This is a genomic window from Promicromonospora iranensis (genome assembly GCF_028994775.1).
Taxonomy (GTDB): Bacteria; Actinomycetota; Actinomycetes; order Actinomycetales; family Cellulomonadaceae; genus Promicromonospora; species Promicromonospora iranensis_A.
This window is the reverse complement of sequence record NZ_JAJQMN010000001.1, coordinates 359,035-374,615: the sequence shown is the minus strand read 5'-3', so window position 1 is coordinate 374,615 and position 15,581 is coordinate 359,035. Positions and strand designations below refer to the sequence as shown.

Sequence of the window (15,581 nt, the reverse complement as noted above, 5' to 3'; positions counted from 1 at the left end):
GGTGCAGCCCTCCGAGCGATCCCGGCCCGCTCACGTCCTGAGCGCCGCCGCCAGGCTCTCGGTGGTCGTCACCGGCCGGTCGCACACGAACCCCCGGCACACGTAGGCCGCGGCCTGCCCGTCGACGAGCGGGCGGTCGGCGAGCAGGGGTACGCCCGGGGCGTCCGGCTCGCCGACGGCGACCACCAGCCCCGGAGACACGGCGCCCCGGGCCACGCGTGCGAGCGCGGCGCGCGCCTCGTCGTCGGGCCCGACGACGGCGACCTGCAGCGGGCCGGTGGCGAGCGCTTCCGCGACCGCCAGCGTCCAGCCGGCGAACCGTGGTGCCTGCCGGGCCAGCCCGCCGGCGGCGGCCACCGCGGCCTCGGCGGCGGCACGGTGCCGGGGCGAGCCGGTCAGGGCCGCGTAGGTGCACAGCGCCCCGGCCAGCGACGACTGGCCGGCGGGCTCGGGGCCGTCGGTGGCGTCCTTCGGCCGGCTCACGAGGCGTTCGGCGTCGTCGGCCACGTCGAAGAAGCCGCCGTCGCCGTCGCCGAACCGGGCCAGCGCGACGTCGAGCAGGTCGCCCGCGGCCTCGAGCCAGCGGGTCTCGCCCGTCGCCTGGTGCAGGGTGAGCAGGCCTTCGGCGAGGTCGCCGTGGTCGGTGGCGACGCCGGACGCGGCCCCGACGACGCCGCCGCGGGACGCGCGCCGGAGGCGCCCGTCGACGAGGTGGAGCCCCAGGATGAGTTCGGCGCACTCGCGCGCCGCGGTGATGTGGTCCGGGACGTCGAGCAGCGCCCCCGCCTCGGCGAGGGCGGCGATCGCCAGGCCGTTCCACGCGGTGACCACCTTGTCGTCGCGGGCCGGCTGAGGCCGCGCGGACCGGGCCTCGGCCAGCCTCGCCCGCACGCCGCCCCACCAAGCGGGGTCGGGGTCCTCCCGCAGCTGGAGCGTCGAGGAACCCTCCTCGAACGTCCCCTCCGGGGTCACGGACAGGGCCTCCGCGGCGCGGGCCCCGTCGTCGGGCCCCAGGACCTCGACGAGCTGCTCGGGAGTCCAGGCGTAGGTGAGCCCTTCGACGCCGTCGGTGTCGGCGTCGAGAGCGGAGGCGAAACCGCCCTCGGGCGTGCGCAGGTCGGCCAAAAGGAAACCTGCGGTCTCCCGGGCGACGCGTTCGGCGAGCGGCGAGCCCGTCGCGCGGTACAGGTGCAGGTAGACCCGCAGGAGCTGGGCGTTGTCGTACAGCATCTTCTCGAAGTGCGGCACCACCCAGGCGGCGTCCACCGCATACCGCGCGAAGCCGCCCGCGAGCTGGTCGTAGATGCCACCGCGGGCCATGGCCTCGCACGTCCGCTCGACGAGGTGCAGCGCCTCGGCGTCGCCGGTCCGGGCGTGGTGGCGCAGGAGATGTTCGAGCGTCATCGAGGGCGGGAACTTGGGCGCGCCGCCGAACCCGCCGCGCAGCGGGTCGGCGTCGCGGGCCAGGCGTCGGACCGCGTCGGCGAGGGCGTCGGTGTCGAGCCGGTCCGGAACCAGGCGCGACGACGCGCTCGTCACCGCCTCGGTGATCGCCACAGCCTGTTGCCCGACGGCGTCGCGGCGTTCCGTCCAGGCCTCGGTGACGCCGTCGAGCAGCGCCAGGAAGTGCTCCCGCGGGTAGTAGGTGCCGCAGTAGAACGGGTCGCCGTCCGGGGTGAGGAAGCAGGTCATGGGCCAGCCGCCCTGACCGGTGAGCGCGGTGGTCGCGCTCATGTAGACGGCGTCGACGTCGGGCCGCTCCTCCCGGTCGACCTTGACCGCGACGAAGCGGGCGTTGACCGCCGCCGCCACCTCGTCGTCCTCGAACGACTCGTGCGCCATGACGTGGCACCAGTGGCAGGCGGCGTACCCGACGGACAGCAGGACGGGGACGTCGCGGCGGCGGGCCTCCGCGAACGCCTCGTCGCCCCACTCCCGCCAGTCCACGGGGTTGTCGGCGTGCTGGAGGAGGTACGGGCTGGTCGCGGTCACCAGACGGTTCGGCATCTCTCCAGCCTGACATGAGGTACCAGCTGTCGTCGGCCGTAAACCAAGCGCACGAACCAAGTGTCTGACTTTAGCGGAAATGCGGCATACGCCCTGGTAGTTTCGCGATCCTGGTCGACGCGAGGGCGCGTCGACCGCGACGTGGTCGGAGGCGCTCGTGGTGCGGTTCGAGAAGATGGAGCTCGGTAACGGCACGGATGTGCTGGTCGAGGTCGAGGAGCGTAAACCGGCCCCTGGGACGCGGCCGGTGAGTCGTGGCCCGGGCCGAGGCGTGAAAGCGACGCTGGGCGAGGCCCTCGATGATCTGCACAACATCGTCGAGGTCGTGGACGCGAAGACCCGAGCACTCGCGGTGCGCCCGGACGAGGTCACGCTCGAGCTCGGCGTCACCATGACGGCCGAGGCCGGTGTCGTGATCGCCAGGGCGTCGACCGAGGCCAACCTGAACCTGACTCTCCGCTGGTCCGACTCCGCCCGGGGGCAGCGATGATCACCCGGCACGAGGCTCCGTGGACCATCCGCGTGAGGGACGCGTCGGGCCAGACCCTGGGGGCCGGCTTCCTGGTCGCGCCGGACCTGGTGTGCACGTGCGCGCACGTCGTCCAGGACGTCCTGGGTCTTGAGGGGACCGATGGTCGCGTCCCGCGGCTCCCGGTGAGCGTCGAGCTCATGATCACCGGCGAGCGACGTACCGGTCGGGTCGTCGCCTGGGTGCCGGGCAAGGAGGCCGTCGAGCAGATCAGTGCTGAGAGCCTGACGGATAACGGGATCCAGGAGAACCTGCGGCTCCCCGCGGAGATGGACGGCGACGACATCGCGATCCTCAGGCTCGAGGTCGGGTACGAAGGGGCAGAGGTCGTCCGTCTTGCGACGCCGCGCAGCGTCTACGGGCACGGTTACCGGACCTTCGGCTTTCCCGAGGGGTATGACGCCGGGCAGTCGTCCCAGGGAGAGTTCCGGTCCGCCGACGGTCTCGGACGTGTCCAGATGAACGTCGGCGCGCAGGAGGAGCCGATCACACCTGGTTACAGCGGTGCTGCCGTGTGGGACCAGGAGGTCGGTGGCGTCGTCGGCATGGTGTCCGAGTCGGACCAACGGCTGATCGCCAAGATGATCCCGGCGCACCACATCGTCGACCGTGTCCGGTGGATCGATGCCGAGTACCAGCACGGCGAGATACAGGTAGGCCCGCTCGTCTTCGCCGGCGAGCAGCACACCAACAAGCGCAGCCTCGCCAACGCCATCCGCTTGAACTGGTTCGCGGCCAAGCGACAGTTCTTCGAGACGTCGAGCGCCTTCATGAGCGAGACCGAGGGCTGGCGTCTGCTCGTCGAGTGGCTTCGGCAGTACGACAAGCCGGACAGCGAGGCGGGCGAAGAGGTTCGTGAGCTCATCGACGGTCGGCTGCGGTCCGACATCACCGCTGACTTCAAGGTGTTCTTCCTGTTGGCGTGGCTGGATCCGGAGGGTGACCCGGTGTGGCGCGGCCGGCGGGTCACGTACGACTACCTCTGCGAGATGGTGCTTCCTCGGCTCCCGGAGGACGTGGAGAGCGTGGAAGCGTTCCTCCGCGGTGGCCTGGCGAACTTCGAGCGACTGACCATCTGGCTCTGGATCGACACGACGATCTTCTGGGAGGCGCTCTCGCACTTCCGGGACTTCGAGGGCGCGCGGCGCCATTACCAGAGCTGGATGCGTGCTCGCCGGGAGTGGGACCGGTGGTGGGACAGTGGTGTGCCGGCGTCGGGTGTACAGGTCTTCTCGCGCTTCGGACGACGCGCGCTGGCTCACGCAGTCCTGCTCAACGCCGTCCTGCCGGCGTCCGCGGAGACTGCGGACGCCCGGACCTGGCGGATGACCCGCTACGCGCATCCGGGCTCGGCGCCGGGTGTCGTCGGGTGGTACGACGCCTTCATGGCTGAGCGCCGGGAGCGGGATCCTCTCTGGTGGGTCGGTGTGACCGTCCTGTCGCGCTACGCCTGGGAGCATGAACTCACATCGAGCCCGAACGACATCAAGGCGCTGGCACGGGCGGGGGCCTGGACAGGTCTGCACGCGGGTGCGCTCCTGGTGGGCTGCTTGATCGGTGGTGGCTCTCTCGCGCTCGTCTCCGGCGGGAGCTCGGTGGTCGGGACGGCGTTCTTCCTGGCGATCACCGCGGAGATCACCGCGTTGATCGTGCTGGGTCAGGTGGCCCACCGCCTCGGTGGCAGGTACCAGCCACCGTTCGACGACCGCGCGGGGATCATCGCCTCGCTGCGAGATCGTCCAGGGCGGACCGCTGCCAAGGCCGCGGCGGGAGCCTTCATCGTGCTGACGATCCAGGCGCCGTTCGTGGCCTTCCTCGGTGCGGTCGGTCTGACGGTCTGGCTCGCGAAGACCGCCTCCACGTGGTCAGAGCTCTTCGTGAAGGCGCACAAGGTCCGACACGCTCGCTATTGCGCGGACCTGGCCGAGCGACTCCTCAAGGGCCGCAACTTCGTGCCGCCGCACTAGCCCACCGGCACCGCGGCTCAGGGGACGACGGTCAGCGGGTGCACCGTCCCGGCGCCCGCGTCCACCAGAGCCGCGTGCGTCAGCCTCCCGATGAGGGGCACGATCTCGTAGGCCGCCTCGAGCACCAGCGGCGTCTGCTCCAGGCGCACCCGCGTCGCCACGGTGACGTGCGGGGTCCAGGTCCCCGGGACGTAGTGCTTGTGCAGCTCGTCCTCCGAGGCGCCGAGGGCCTCGACCACCCGCTCCTGGCGCGCCGCGAGGTGGCTGCTCACGGCCGGTATCAGGTTCATCCGGCCCCGCCGGAAGGCCGCGACGGCGTCGAACTGGACAGTGGTCGGACCGGCGTCGGGCAGCGCCTCGACGGCGGCGCGTACCTTGTCAAGATCCCAGGACCGGAGCACGGCCAGGGACAGGTGCGGCACGTGCCGGCCGTGGGTGTGCGTGGCCGGTGTCGGCACGCCCTTGGCCTCGAGCCGCTGCCACAGCTGTCGCAGGACTCGTTCGGTGGGCCTGTCGAACAGCAGGCATACGGCCAGTGCCACGAGGCTCAGCCTAGGGCGTGGGAGTGCCGCTGAGGGCGGCACCGGTCGAGTCGCCGGCGGGGAACGCCTTGCCGGGATTGAGCAGACCGCGGGGGTCCAGCGCGCCCTTGATGGCCCGGTGCATCGCGAGGGCCACAGGGCTGAGCTCCGCAGCCGCACCCGGCAGCTTGAGCAGCCCGACGCCGTGCTCGCCGGTGACCGTGCCGCCGAGCGAGCGGCACTCGTCGACGATGCGGTCGAACGCCGTCTTCGCGCGGGCCTTCGCGTCGTCGTCACCGTCCGGCGCGATGATGAGCGGGTGCAGGTTGCCGTCGCCGGCGTGCGCGATGTTGGCGATCACGACGTCGGCCTCCCGGGCGATGGTCTCGATGCGGCTGAGCATCTCCGGTACGGCGCCGCGCGGGACGCAGACGTCCTCCGTGAGCACGGGGCCGAGTCGTTCGAGCGCCGGGTACGCGAGCCGCCGGGCGAGGAACAGCCGGTCCACCTCGTCGGGCGCGAAGGCGCGCTCCACGTGGGTACCGCCCGCCACCTCGAAGAACGCTGCGACCCGCTCCGCCAGGGCCTCTCCAGCCGCGCCGGGCTCGTCGACCTTCGCCAGCAGCAGGGCCGCCGCACCCTCGGGGAGCGTCCACTCCTGCCAGTCGGCGACGGCGCGGAGACAGGTGCTGTCGATGAGCTCCAGGGCGGCGGGCACGATGCCGGCGGCCGAGACGGCCGCGACCGCGTTGCCGGCGTCCGCCAGCGACGGGAACCAGCCCACGATCGCCCGGTCCTCACGGCCCCCGAGCGGGCGGAGCTTCAGCGTCACGTCGACGATGATGCCCAGCGTGCCCTCGGAACCGACCATGAGCCCTGTGAGGTCGTAGCCCGTGACACCCTTCGCTGTCGTCCGGCCGAGGCGGGCGACCGAGCCGTCGGCGAGGACCGCCGTCATGCCGAGCACGTAGTCGCGGGTGACGCCGTACTTGACGCAGCAGAGCCCGCCTGCGTTGGTCGCGACGTTGCCGCCGATCGTCGAGATCGCCTGGCTGGCCGGGTCCGGGGGATACCAGAGCCCGTCCTCGGCCACGCGCCTGCGGAGGTCGTCGTTGAGCACGCCGGCCTCGACGACGGCGTAGCGCTCCGCGACGTTGACCTCACGGATCCGGGTCATGCGTTCGAGGGACAGCACGACGGCGCCCGCCATCGCGTTCGCCCCGCCGGACAGGCCTGTGCCGGCGCCCCGCGGTACCACCGGCGCGTCGTGCTCGGCGGCGACCCGTACGGTCGCGACGACGTCGTCGAGGCTCGTCGCCAGCACGACGGCGGCGGGTGTCGCGTAGTCCGCCCACTCCGCGTCGTCGTGGGCATAGGGTTCGAGCGCCGCGTCGTCGGTGAGGACGGCGCCGTCAGGCAGGGCGTTCTTCAGGGCCGCGGTCAGCGCGGAGTATTCGGTGCGAGGCATGGCGTCCGGATCGTATCTCTCCTCGCCGCGGAAGCGGGTGGTGGTTCAGGACGCGCTTGCTGGCCCGCGGGCCGTCAGTCCTCGCGGCGGGGCTTCGAGGAGCGCAGCTGCTTGGTCGCGGACCGTTGCTTCTTGGCGGTCAGCCGCCGCTCCTTCGAACCGCGGGTGGCGCGCGTGGCGCGGCGGGCCCGCGGGGGAGGGGCCAGCGCCTCGGCCACCAGAGCCGCGAGGCGCCGAGCCGCGGCGTCACGGTTGCGCCGCTGCTCCCGGTTCTCGGAGGCGACGACGGTGAGGACGCCGTCGACGAGGCGGTCCGCGAGCCGGCTCATGACGCGCTGACGCTGCGCGTCGCTCAGGACGGCGGATCGGCCGACGTCCCAGGACAGCTCGACACGCGAGTCGGTGGTGTTCACGCCCTGGCCACCCGGGCCGGAGGCGCGGGAGAAGCGCTCGGTGAGCTCGGCCCGGGGGATGGTCAGCGCGGGGGTGACCGTCAGGCCGGGGCGGACGGGTGAGGGCATGTGCCCATCGTCTCGTGACGGGCGGCGAGAGTCACCATGGACGGGCTTCGGACCGGACCGGCCGAGGCGGGCCCTTGAGCACCGGGACTCGCCTCGGCCGCCTCACGGATGGGTCGTCTCCGGTCCCCCAGAATTCACCTGCACACCAGCGCACCCGCTAGTGTGCCGCCATTGCTGGTCCGTGACCGCACTCCCAGGTCGCTTGCTGCCAAGGATGCCACTTGCGCGGTGCGTCGTAGCGGGGGCGCCGGTCTCCGCCGGTGCGTGTGTCCGAACGTTCCCACCCAGGAGTCACTATGAGTTTCGCCGATCGCATCGTCGCGACGAACGAGCTGATCTGGTCGATCCCGCTGATCGCCCTCTGCCTGCTCGCCGGTCTGTACTTCTCCCTCCGCACCGGCTTCCTCCAGGTCAGACACCTCCCCGACATGCTCAACCAGCTCAAGAAGGGCGAGGAGTCCGAGGACGGCACCTCCTCCTTCCAGTCGCTGATGATGTCGCTCGCCGGCCGCGTGGGGATGGGCAACATCGGCGGCGTCGCCACGGCGATCGCGTTCGGCGGCCCCGGCGCCGTGTTCTGGATGTGGACCTCCGCGTTCCTCGGCGCCGCCACCTCGTTCGTCGAGAGCACGCTCGGCCAGATCTACAAGGAGAAGGACCCGGACACCGGTGAGTACCGCGGTGGCCCGGCCTACTACTTCGAGAAGGCGTACAAGCACAAGGCCCGAGGCCTGTCGCTGGTCTACGGGATCCTCTTCGCGGTCGTCACCATCCTCGCGATGAGCTTCTTCCTGCCGGGTGTGCAGGCCAACGGCATGGCCTCCGCGATCAACAACGCCTGGGGCGTTCCCACCTGGGTCACGGCCATCGGCCTGGTGATCCTGCTGGCCTTCATCGTCATCGGCGGCGTCAAGCGCATCGCGCACTTCACGGTGATCGTGGTCCCCACGATGGCCCTGCTCTACGTCCTCATCGCGCTCGTCGTGTTCTTCATGAACTTCACCGACATCCCCCGCGTGTTCTCGCTCATCTTCGGCAGCGCCTTCGGCGCCCAGCCGGTGTTCGGAGCGATCCTCGGCCTCGCCGTCAAGTGGGGCGTGCAGCGGGGCATCTACTCCAACGAGGCCGGCCAGGGCACCGGACCGCACGCCGCGGCCGCCGCCGAGGTCTCGCACCCGGCCAAGCAGGGCTTCGCGCAGTCCTTCGCGGTGTACGTCGACACGCTGTTCGTCTGCTCCGCGACCGCTTTCATCATCATCTCGACCGGCATGTTCAACACGTTCGCGGGCGAGACCTGGCCGAGCGACGTGATCCACGAGGGCCACGGCGGTCTGAGCACCGACGTCGAGCCCGGCCCGGGCTTCGTGCAGCAGGGCCTGGACTCGGTGTTCCCGGGCGCCGGACCGACGTTCATCGCCATCGCGCTCTCGTTCTTCGTGTTCACCACGATCGTGGCGTACTACTACATGGCCGAGACCAACCTGAACTACCTCACCCGCAAGATGAAGAACCGTCTCGCGGCGCGGGGCATGCAGCGGGTGCTGCAGGCGCTGGTGCTGATCTCGGTGGCGTACGGCGCCGTGACGACGGCCGGAGCGGCGTGGGGCCTCGGCGACATCGGTGTGGGCTCGATGGCCTGGCTGAACATCATCGGCATCCTGTTCCTCCAGGGCCCGGCGATGAAGGCGCTCAAGGACTACCGCGAGCAGAAGCGTCAGGGCCTGGACCCGCAGTTCGACCCGCGGAAGCTCGGCATCGAGGGCGCGACGTTCTGGGAGCGCCGTGCCGACGAGCAGCTCCGGGGCGCAGCTGACGGTGGGCCGTCCGAGAAGCTGCTCGACCGCGACTGACCCCCGCGGCTGATCCCCGCGGCTGATCCCCGCGGCTGACTCCCGTTCAGCAGGCCTCCGGGTGCCGGAACCCATCGGGTTACGGTCTTCTGGAGTCTGCTGAACGGGAGTCAGCTCGCCCGGCTGGGGCTCGGGTCAGCGACGCCGGGACGTGAGGAACTGGTCCGGGCGCAGCGCGCGGGAGACGATCCGCGTGTCCCCGATCCAGCCGTAGAACCCCTGCCCGTACCGCTCGGCGGACTGCGTGCCGCCGATGGCGAACGGCTTGCCGAGCGTCGAGATGCCGCGCGACTCCTCGGCGGCGTTGCGCACGATCTTCGAGCCGTCGACGTACATCACCGTGTGCCGGCCGTCGTTGACGAGCGCCACGTGCATCCACCGGCCGACCGGGATCGCGTGGCTCCACGAGGTGGGGTCGGCGTCGACCGGCACGGGGTAGACGACGAACTGCAGGAACCGCTCGCCCGACAGGTTCAGGCTGCACGTGGGCTCGTCGTCGGACCATCCGCTGTGCTTGCCGGCGTCGCCTGCGCGACCCTCCCAGCTGAGGATGCCCATCCAGGAGTGGTCACCCTCGAACGGCTCCGGCAGCTTGAGGAACGTCTCGATCGTGTAGCCGGACTCGAACTTCGCGCTGTTGACCGGCGCGTCCGGACCGGTCCGCAGCACCGCACCACGGTCCGGACCCTTGCCGCCGTCGAACCGCAGGCTCGCACGGGCCGGCTGGGCGTCGTGGTGCTCGGCCGACCAGGTCAGCGCCGCCGGGGCGCTCGCGTGCAGGAGCTCGGAGGTGAGGTCGTTGCCGTTGCCGGTGAGGTCGCGCGCGACCGTGCCCGGCGCGACCGGGGCGCCGTCGGCCACCGCGGTGGCGAGCCCGGCCTCGTCGAACCGCCAGTACGCGACGGTGCCACGCGGCATGACCGCCGACGGCGGGAGCGGGGCCGGCAGCAGCGGCGGCGCGAACGCGGCGAAGCGCTCGTCGAAGTCGATGTCGACGGTGAACCGGTCGACGTCGCCGCTGAGCTCGACGTGCTCCGCCTCCAGCGGCGTGCGGTCGTCCTTGCCCAGCAGCCAGGGCGAGAACGTCTCGACGTCGATCACACCGCGTGCCAGGTCGAACGCGTAGTACCGGATCATCCCCGCGCCGCCGTAGTAGCGGTCCTGGTAGTTCGTGATGTGCAGGTGGACCGGGTTGCCGGCGTCGTTGGTCATCGTGGTGCGGCCGGAGGGCCAGTAGTGGCCGCCGAGCGCGAGGAAGATCTGGTCGTTGCGCCGGATCAGGCGGTCCCAGAGGCGCTGCCCGTTGTCGGACAGGTGTGCCTTGCCGTCGCCCTCGGCCCAGACGAGGTCGTGGGTGGTCAGGACGGCGGGGAGCGGGTGCTCGTCGAGCACACCCTGGGCCCACGCGAGCCCGGCGTCGGACACCCGCCAGTCCAGCGCGAGCACCAGCCACTCCCGGCCGCCGCCCTGGACGACGTGGTAGCTGTTGTACCCGTCGGGGGACGAGCCCCGGTAGGTCCTCATCCGGGCGAACCGCTGCGGCCCGAAGGTGCGCAGGTACGGCGTGTCACCCCGCTGGTCGTCGCCGCTGACGTCGTGGTTGCCGGCCAGCACGCTGTACGAGAGCCGGCCGGCGGCGTCGAAGGCGCGGCTCGCGGCCCGCATCTCGGTCGCCGTGCCGTGCTCGGTCACGTCGCCGAGCTGCGCCATGAAGACGATGTTGTCCCGCGCCTGCTCCCGCACGAGATGGCGCAGCGTGGCGCGTACCGGCTCGGCGTCGGAGCCGCCGTCGTCCAGCAGGTACTGCGTGTCGGGCAGGACGGCGATCGTGAACCGCGGGTCGGCCGGGTCCGGCCGGCCGCCGCTCGGGGTGGCGGATGCCGGTGCCGCGGACGCCGCCGTCGCACCGGTGGTCGCGGAGGCTGCTGTCAGGATCGGGACGGCCGCTGCTGCCTGGAGCAGGGACCGGCGGGAGAGCTTGTTTTCCACGGTCGCATCGTGGCCGGGCTTGCTGGCGCAGGGGTGACGCGGAGTCGAACGGGACCTGACGATCAGGCCCGGGCTCAGGGCGGTGGTGCGCCCGGCGCGTAGAACCAGCCGTGGAACGCCGTCCGCGCGCGCTGGGGGAGCACCGAGGCGATCGCGACCATCGCCTTGGCCTGCAGACCAGGGACGACCTCGGCCCTGCCGGCGAGCAGCGCGTCGACCGCCTGGCGGGCCACCAGCGCGGGCGTGGACTTGGGGGCCCGCCCGATGTGCGTGCCCTCCATCTCGGCCGCGCGGAAGAACGGCGTCCGGGTCCCTGACGGCAGGACCGTCGTCACCGTGACCCCGGTGCCGGTGAGCTCGCCACGCAGGGACCAGCCGAACGAGCGCAGGAACGCTTTCGACGCGGCGTACGTGCTGAACAGCGGAGCCGGCATCGTCGCGGCGATCGACGACGTGAGCAGGATCCGGCCGGAGCCTGCGGCGACCAGGCCGGGCAGGACGAGGTGCGCCAGGTGCACCACGGAGCGGACGTTGAGGTCGACGAGCCGCAGCTCGTCCTCCAGCGGGGTGTGCAGGAACGGCCCGTGCACGCCGACGCCCGCGTTGAGCACGAACATCCGCACGCCGAGGTCGCGGGCACGGGCGACGGCCTGCTGGACGCCGGCAGGGGAGGTGAGGTCGACCTCCAGGCCCGTCACGCGGGCGGCCGCGTGCTGGCCCAGCCGGCGCACGGCCCCGTCCACGTCGCGTTCGGCGACGACGAGGACGTCGTGGCCCCGCTGCGACAGCTCACGGGCGATGGCGAACCCGATCCCGCTGGATCCGCCGGTGACGAGGGCAGCGGGCGGCCTCGCCGGTGGACGCTGGTGCACGTGCTCGGTGGTGTCATCGGTCATCGGACGCTCCTTCGCTCCGAACCGCTCCTCGTCCTGAGGAAGCCTCGTCGACCGTAGGCACGATTCGCTCGACCCGCATGCCGCCGGGGCGGCCGGTTGCCCTGCCGCCCCGGCGGCCGGCCGCCCTGCCGCCCTGGCGGCCGGCCGCCCTGCCGCCCTGGCGGCCGGCCGCTCGGTACCAGCCGGCGGCCAGGAGCACCATGAGGGCCACGTCGACGACGTCGCCGCCGTAGTACATGAGCTGGGCGCCCGTTCGCCCGTCCAGGGGGTCGACGCCGGCAGGCGGGTGCGCATAGAGCCACTTGGCGAGCACCGAGTGCGCGGTGACGAAGAGCACGAGGACCGTTGCACGCACCCGAAGGGACACGGGGTGCAAACGGGCGTCGGGTCCGACGAGTGACGCGGTGAACAGGTAGCCGGCCAGCAGTACGTGGGCGTGCACGACCAGGCCCAGGGGCGCAGAGGTGTGGACGAGGTGGTACAGGTCCGTCGTGTACAGCAGCCAGAGCCCGCCGGCGTTCAGCAGGCCGGCGGCCACGGGGTGCGCGACGGTGCGAACCCACGGACCGCGCAGGACCCGGGTGACGGACCGGGCGCCGCCGACCGGCAGAGCACGTAAGAGCAGCGTGACTGGGGCGGCGAGCACGAGCAGCAGCGGCGCGACCATGCCGAGCAGGACGTGCCCGAGCATGTGCGCGGTGAAGCTCGTCCGCGCGGCGGCGGCGACCGGGCCCAGCGCCACCGCGGCGCAGAGCAGCCCGAGGTACCACAGCGCCGTCCGGTGCGCGGGCCAGGGGCCGCGCCGTCGTGCCGCGACGAGGGCGACCGCGTAGCCCGCCGCGGCACCGGCCAGCACCAGCATCGCGAGCACCTCCCAGGGCACCGCGCCGAAGCTCTGCTCGTGGTGCTGCTCGTGGTGCTGCTCGTGGTGCTGGCCTTGGTTCTGGTCCATCTCCAAGCCTCAGCCGCCGGTGGCGACCGGCCGGGTACGGCGCAGGACGAGCAGGCCGATGACGAGGACCACCACCGCCGAGCCGATCCACGCCGTGTCGTAGGGCAGCAGGTCCACCCCGTACCGGATCTGGTGAATCCCCAGCAGCTTGTGGTCGACCACACCGTCGAAGAGCTGGAACGCGCCCACGCCCGCGAGTACCGCCCCGGTCCATCGCCGCCACGCCACCTCGGCCCGCCGGCGGACGTCCGCGAGCAGGAACAGCGACCAGACGGTGATGAACCACCCGAGCGCGTGGAGGGCGCCGTCGGCGGCCAGCGCCACCTCCGTCGTCGAGAGGTCGTAGAAGTGGTGCCACTGCAGGCCGAGGTGGAAGACGAACAGGTCGATCATCGACGCGGCGATGCCGCACCCGAACAGGAACCCGGACAGCACCGTGCGCCGGTCGGTGCCGACCGGCGGACCTTCCGGGGGACCAGGGCGATCGTCCGGGGAGCGGCCGGTCGGTGCGGCGGTGGACATGGGAGCCCCTTCGCTGGACGGCGTCGCGGACCTCTCGACGGTAGACCACGACCGGGGCACTCGCCGCGACGGTGAACGGCCGGTTGCCAGTGCCCACGACCTGGCTACAGTCAGAGCATGGTGACCGTCATGCAGGCAGCTCGGTGCACTCCCGACGCCGTGCTGCGCGTGCTCGCCGACGGCTGGTCGTACTCGACCTGGGTGGTCGGCACGGCACGTATCCGGGCCGTCGACGCGGCATGGCCGGAGCCCGGCACACGGATCCTCCACTCGGTGGGCCTGTGGCCCGCCCTGCTCGACGACGAGACGGTGGTCCGCGCGTGGGACCCCGAGCGCTCGATCGAGCTGCAGGCGCGCGGCTGGCCCGCGGGCGAGGCGCGTGTGCTGATCGAGGTCAAGCCCGTGGCGTCGGGCGAGGGGTGCATGATCCGCGTCACGGAGGACGCGGACAAGGGACCCGGCAGGCTCGTGCCCCAGCCGGTCCGCAGCGCGGTGATCGGCCCACGCAACACGGAGACGTTGCGGCGGCTCGCTGCCCTGGCGGAGCGGCGATCCCCCGAGCAGCTCTCCGGCTGACTCAGGCGCGCCCGACCTGGACGTGTCTGACCTCAGCGCCGTCGGCCGCACCGCGTACCGCCCGACGGGCGTTTACGGATCACGCAACACCCGTCCCCACGCGCTGCGCACGAGGGCCCGGGGGAGCGTGCCCCACGGGCTCGCCGCCTTGATCGCGACGCGCGCGGCGTTCCACCCGCACGCGCCGTGCACGCCGCCACCCGGGTGGGCGGACGCACTCGCGAGGTACAACCGCTCGACCGGAGTCTCGGGCCGGCCGAGCCCCGGCGTGGGCCGGAACACGAGCTGCTGATGGACCCCCGAGGTCCCGCCGTTGATCGCCCCGCCCACGAGGTTGGCGTCCGCTGCCTCGAGGTCCGCGGGGCTCTGGACCGACCGGCCGACCACCGTGTCCCGGAAACCCGGTGCGACCCGGTCCAGGGCGTCCTCCATGCGCCGGACGTGCTCGGCGACCTCGTCCGCCGTCCAGCGCACGCCGTGCGGCACGTGGGTGTAGGCCCACGCCGACTCCGTGCCGCGGGGAGACCGCGTCGGGTCCGAGGTCGTCATCTGCCCGAGGACGAGGAACGGCCGCTCGGGGACCTCCCCCTTGGACAGGGCCGCTGCGACGTCGACGAAGCCTCGGCGGTCCACGCCGAGGTGTACGGTCCCCGCCCCGTGCGCCGCACCGGCCGCCCACGCGAGGGGGCGGTCGAGCGCCCAGTTGATCTTGAACGTCGGGTGGTCCCACTGGAACCGGCCGAGGTCGTGCACGAGGCGGGGCGGCAGGTGCTCCGTACCGACGAGGTCCCGGTACAGGGCCGGGGCGCTCACGTCGGCGAGTACCGCACGCCGGGCCCGAACGAGCTCACCGCTGGCCGTCCGGACACCGACCGCACGGTTACGCGCGACGAGCACGCGCTCGACGTGCGTCCCGGTGACGACGTCACCCCCGCCGGCGCGAACTCGCGCGGCGAGCGCGTCGGCGAGCGATCCGGCACCGCCCACGGGGACGGGAAAACCGACGTCCTGGCCCAGCATCGCCAGCAACCAGCCGAAGAGGCCGCTGCCCGCCGCGTCGGGTGGGACGTCGGAGTGCATCGCGTTACCGGTGAGGAGGAGCCCACCGCCCTCGCCCCGAAAAGTCTCGTCCGCGAGCCGGCGCACGGGCAGGACCGCGAGGCGACCGAGGTCGAGCGTTCCGCCGACCCCGAGCCGGCTCAGCAGCCGCAGGGCAGGGCGGGCGGCGGGCAGCGGGCTGAAGAGCGCGTCGAGCAGCGGGTCACGGACGCGCTCCCAGCCGGCGAACATCCGGAGCCACGCGTCGCCGTCACCCCGGTCCTGCTCGTCGAGACCGGCGGCGGTGTCCTCCGGGTCGGCGTGCAGCACGACGGACCCTCCCTCGTCGAGGACGTGGGCGAGGACGGACGGCGCGCGCGACCACGCCAGCCCATGGTCCTCCAGGTGAAGGCCCTGGATCACCGGCGAACCGGCCGCGAGCGGGTAGAACGCGCTGAACAGGTCGGTGCGGAACCCCGGTGCCGTGACCTCGGCGGTGCGCACCGCTCCGCCGACGGTGTCCTGCGCCTCGAGCACCAGCACGTCCCAGCCGGCGTCGACCAGCGCGTTCGCGGCGACCAGCCCGTTGGGGCCGGCGCCGACGACCACCGCGTCGACGGTCCTCACCACGGGCCCGGCCCCCGGCCCCTCACGGCCTTGTCCACCAGCAGCTCCTCCGTCGGGTCCCGTCCAGCCTGCCCAGGATCGGCCCCGGTCGCCAGTGCGCCGGACCATGCCCGCACGG

General features: G+C 72.3%; 13 protein-coding genes. 4 read left to right on the top strand and 9 right to left on the bottom strand.

Features of this window, described 5'->3' with window-relative positions; genetic code table 11:
- Window positions 1-30 precede the first annotated feature (30 nt).
- Window positions 31-2,007: a thioredoxin domain-containing protein gene (locus tag LUU90_RS01705; RefSeq protein ID WP_275001499.1), complete on the bottom strand. Its 1,977-nt coding sequence runs from the start codon at window positions 2,005-2,007 to the stop codon at window positions 31-33.
- 160 nt (window positions 2,008-2,167) lie between these two features.
- Here LUU90_RS01705 and LUU90_RS01700 point away from each other — a divergent pair, with 160 nt between their 5' ends.
- Together LUU90_RS01700 and LUU90_RS01695 are read left to right on the top strand one after the other, a co-directional pair.
- Window positions 2,168-2,497 (top strand): CU044_2847 family protein, encoded by a 330-nt coding sequence (locus LUU90_RS01700; protein WP_275001498.1) that lies wholly within the window; start codon window positions 2,168-2,170, stop codon window positions 2,495-2,497.
- 32 nt (window positions 2,498-2,529) lie between these two features.
- Complete coding sequence (locus tag LUU90_RS01695; protein ID WP_275001497.1) at window positions 2,530-4,503, top strand: S1 family peptidase; 1,974 nt, start codon at window positions 2,530-2,532, stop codon at window positions 4,501-4,503.
- A 17-nt stretch (window positions 4,504-4,520) separates the two neighbouring features.
- On the opposite strand, the gene LUU90_RS01690 is transcribed toward LUU90_RS01695, so the two are convergent.
- The 3 genes from LUU90_RS01690 to arfB all read right to left on the bottom strand — a co-directional run bounded on the left by LUU90_RS01690 (window position 4,521) and on the right by arfB (window position 7,013).
- Window positions 4,521-5,045 carry a 2'-5' RNA ligase family protein gene (locus tag LUU90_RS01690; RefSeq protein ID WP_275001496.1) on the bottom strand — a complete coding sequence of 175 codons (525 nt, stop codon included), beginning with the start codon at window positions 5,043-5,045 and terminating at the stop codon, window positions 4,521-4,523.
- A 10-nt stretch (window positions 5,046-5,055) separates the two neighbouring features.
- Window positions 5,056-6,492: an FAD-binding oxidoreductase gene (locus tag LUU90_RS01685; RefSeq protein ID WP_275001495.1), complete on the bottom strand. Its 1,437-nt coding sequence runs from the start codon at window positions 6,490-6,492 to the stop codon at window positions 5,056-5,058.
- A gap of 74 nt (window positions 6,493-6,566) precedes the next feature.
- Window positions 6,567-7,013, bottom strand: a complete 447-nt coding sequence (gene arfB / locus LUU90_RS01680; RefSeq protein WP_275001494.1) for an alternative ribosome rescue aminoacyl-tRNA hydrolase ArfB — start codon at window positions 7,011-7,013, stop codon at window positions 6,567-6,569.
- Window positions 7,014-7,309: 296 nt separating this feature from the next.
- On the opposite strand from arfB, the gene LUU90_RS01675 reads away from it, so the two are divergent.
- On the top strand, window positions 7,310-8,863 hold the full coding sequence (locus LUU90_RS01675; RefSeq protein ID WP_275001493.1) for an alanine/glycine:cation symporter family protein: 1,554 nt from the start codon (window positions 7,310-7,312) through the stop codon (window positions 8,861-8,863).
- 135 nt (window positions 8,864-8,998) lie between these two features.
- On the opposite strand, the gene LUU90_RS01670 is transcribed toward LUU90_RS01675, so the two are convergent.
- From LUU90_RS01670 to LUU90_RS01655, 4 genes are all read right to left on the bottom strand, one after another.
- Window positions 8,999-10,852, bottom strand: a complete 1,854-nt coding sequence (locus tag LUU90_RS01670) for a LamG-like jellyroll fold domain-containing protein (protein ID WP_275001492.1) — start codon at window positions 10,850-10,852, stop codon at window positions 8,999-9,001.
- A 74-nt stretch (window positions 10,853-10,926) separates the two neighbouring features.
- The gene (locus LUU90_RS01665) at window positions 10,927-11,748 is read right to left on the bottom strand and encodes an SDR family NAD(P)-dependent oxidoreductase (protein WP_275001491.1); all 822 of its coding nucleotides are present in this window, start codon (window positions 11,746-11,748) and stop codon (window positions 10,927-10,929) included.
- Entirely contained in the window at window positions 11,738-12,700 is a 963-nt protein-coding gene (locus LUU90_RS01660) for a cytochrome c oxidase assembly protein (protein ID WP_275001490.1), read from the bottom strand. The genes LUU90_RS01665 and LUU90_RS01660 overlap by 11 nt, the downstream gene beginning before the upstream one ends.
- Before the next feature lie 9 nt (window positions 12,701-12,709).
- Window positions 12,710-13,222 carry a DUF2243 domain-containing protein gene (locus tag LUU90_RS01655; protein ID WP_275001489.1) on the bottom strand — a complete coding sequence of 171 codons (513 nt, stop codon included), beginning with the start codon at window positions 13,220-13,222 and terminating at the stop codon, window positions 12,710-12,712.
- A gap of 117 nt (window positions 13,223-13,339) precedes the next feature.
- On the opposite strand from LUU90_RS01655, the gene LUU90_RS01650 reads away from it, so the two are divergent.
- Window positions 13,340-13,798: an SRPBCC family protein gene (locus LUU90_RS01650; protein ID WP_275001488.1), complete on the top strand. Its 459-nt coding sequence runs from the start codon at window positions 13,340-13,342 to the stop codon at window positions 13,796-13,798.
- A gap of 72 nt (window positions 13,799-13,870) precedes the next feature.
- Here LUU90_RS01650 and LUU90_RS01645 read toward each other — a convergent pair whose 3' ends face one another.
- On the bottom strand, window positions 13,871-15,463 hold the full coding sequence (locus tag LUU90_RS01645; RefSeq protein ID WP_275001487.1) for a phytoene desaturase family protein: 1,593 nt from the start codon (window positions 15,461-15,463) through the stop codon (window positions 13,871-13,873).
- Window positions 15,464-15,581: the final 118 nt, after the last annotated feature.

Excerpts from the sequence above, each read along its gene's own strand:
- arfB (WP_275001494.1), bottom strand. The coding sequence starts at position 7,013 with ATGCCCTCACCCGTCCGCCCCGGCCTGACGGTCACCCCCGCGCTGACC.
- LUU90_RS01650 (WP_275001488.1), top strand. The coding sequence starts at position 13,340 with ATGGTGACCGTCATGCAGGCAGCTCGGTGCACTCCCGACGCCGTGCTG.
- LUU90_RS01665 (WP_275001491.1), bottom strand. The coding sequence starts at position 11,748 with ATGACCGATGACACCACCGAGCACGTGCACCAGCGTCCACCGGCGAGG.
- LUU90_RS01705 (WP_275001499.1), bottom strand. The coding sequence starts at position 2,007 with ATGCCGAACCGTCTGGTGACCGCGACCAGCCCGTACCTCCTCCAGCAC.
- LUU90_RS01660 (WP_275001490.1), bottom strand. The coding sequence starts at position 12,700 with ATGGACCAGAACCAAGGCCAGCACCACGAGCAGCACCACGAGCAGCAC.
- LUU90_RS01685 (WP_275001495.1), bottom strand. The coding sequence starts at position 6,492 with ATGCCTCGCACCGAATACTCCGCGCTGACCGCGGCCCTGAAGAACGCC.
- LUU90_RS01655 (WP_275001489.1), bottom strand. The coding sequence starts at position 13,222 with ATGTCCACCGCCGCACCGACCGGCCGCTCCCCGGACGATCGCCCTGGT.
- LUU90_RS01675 (WP_275001493.1), top strand. The coding sequence starts at position 7,310 with ATGAGTTTCGCCGATCGCATCGTCGCGACGAACGAGCTGATCTGGTCG.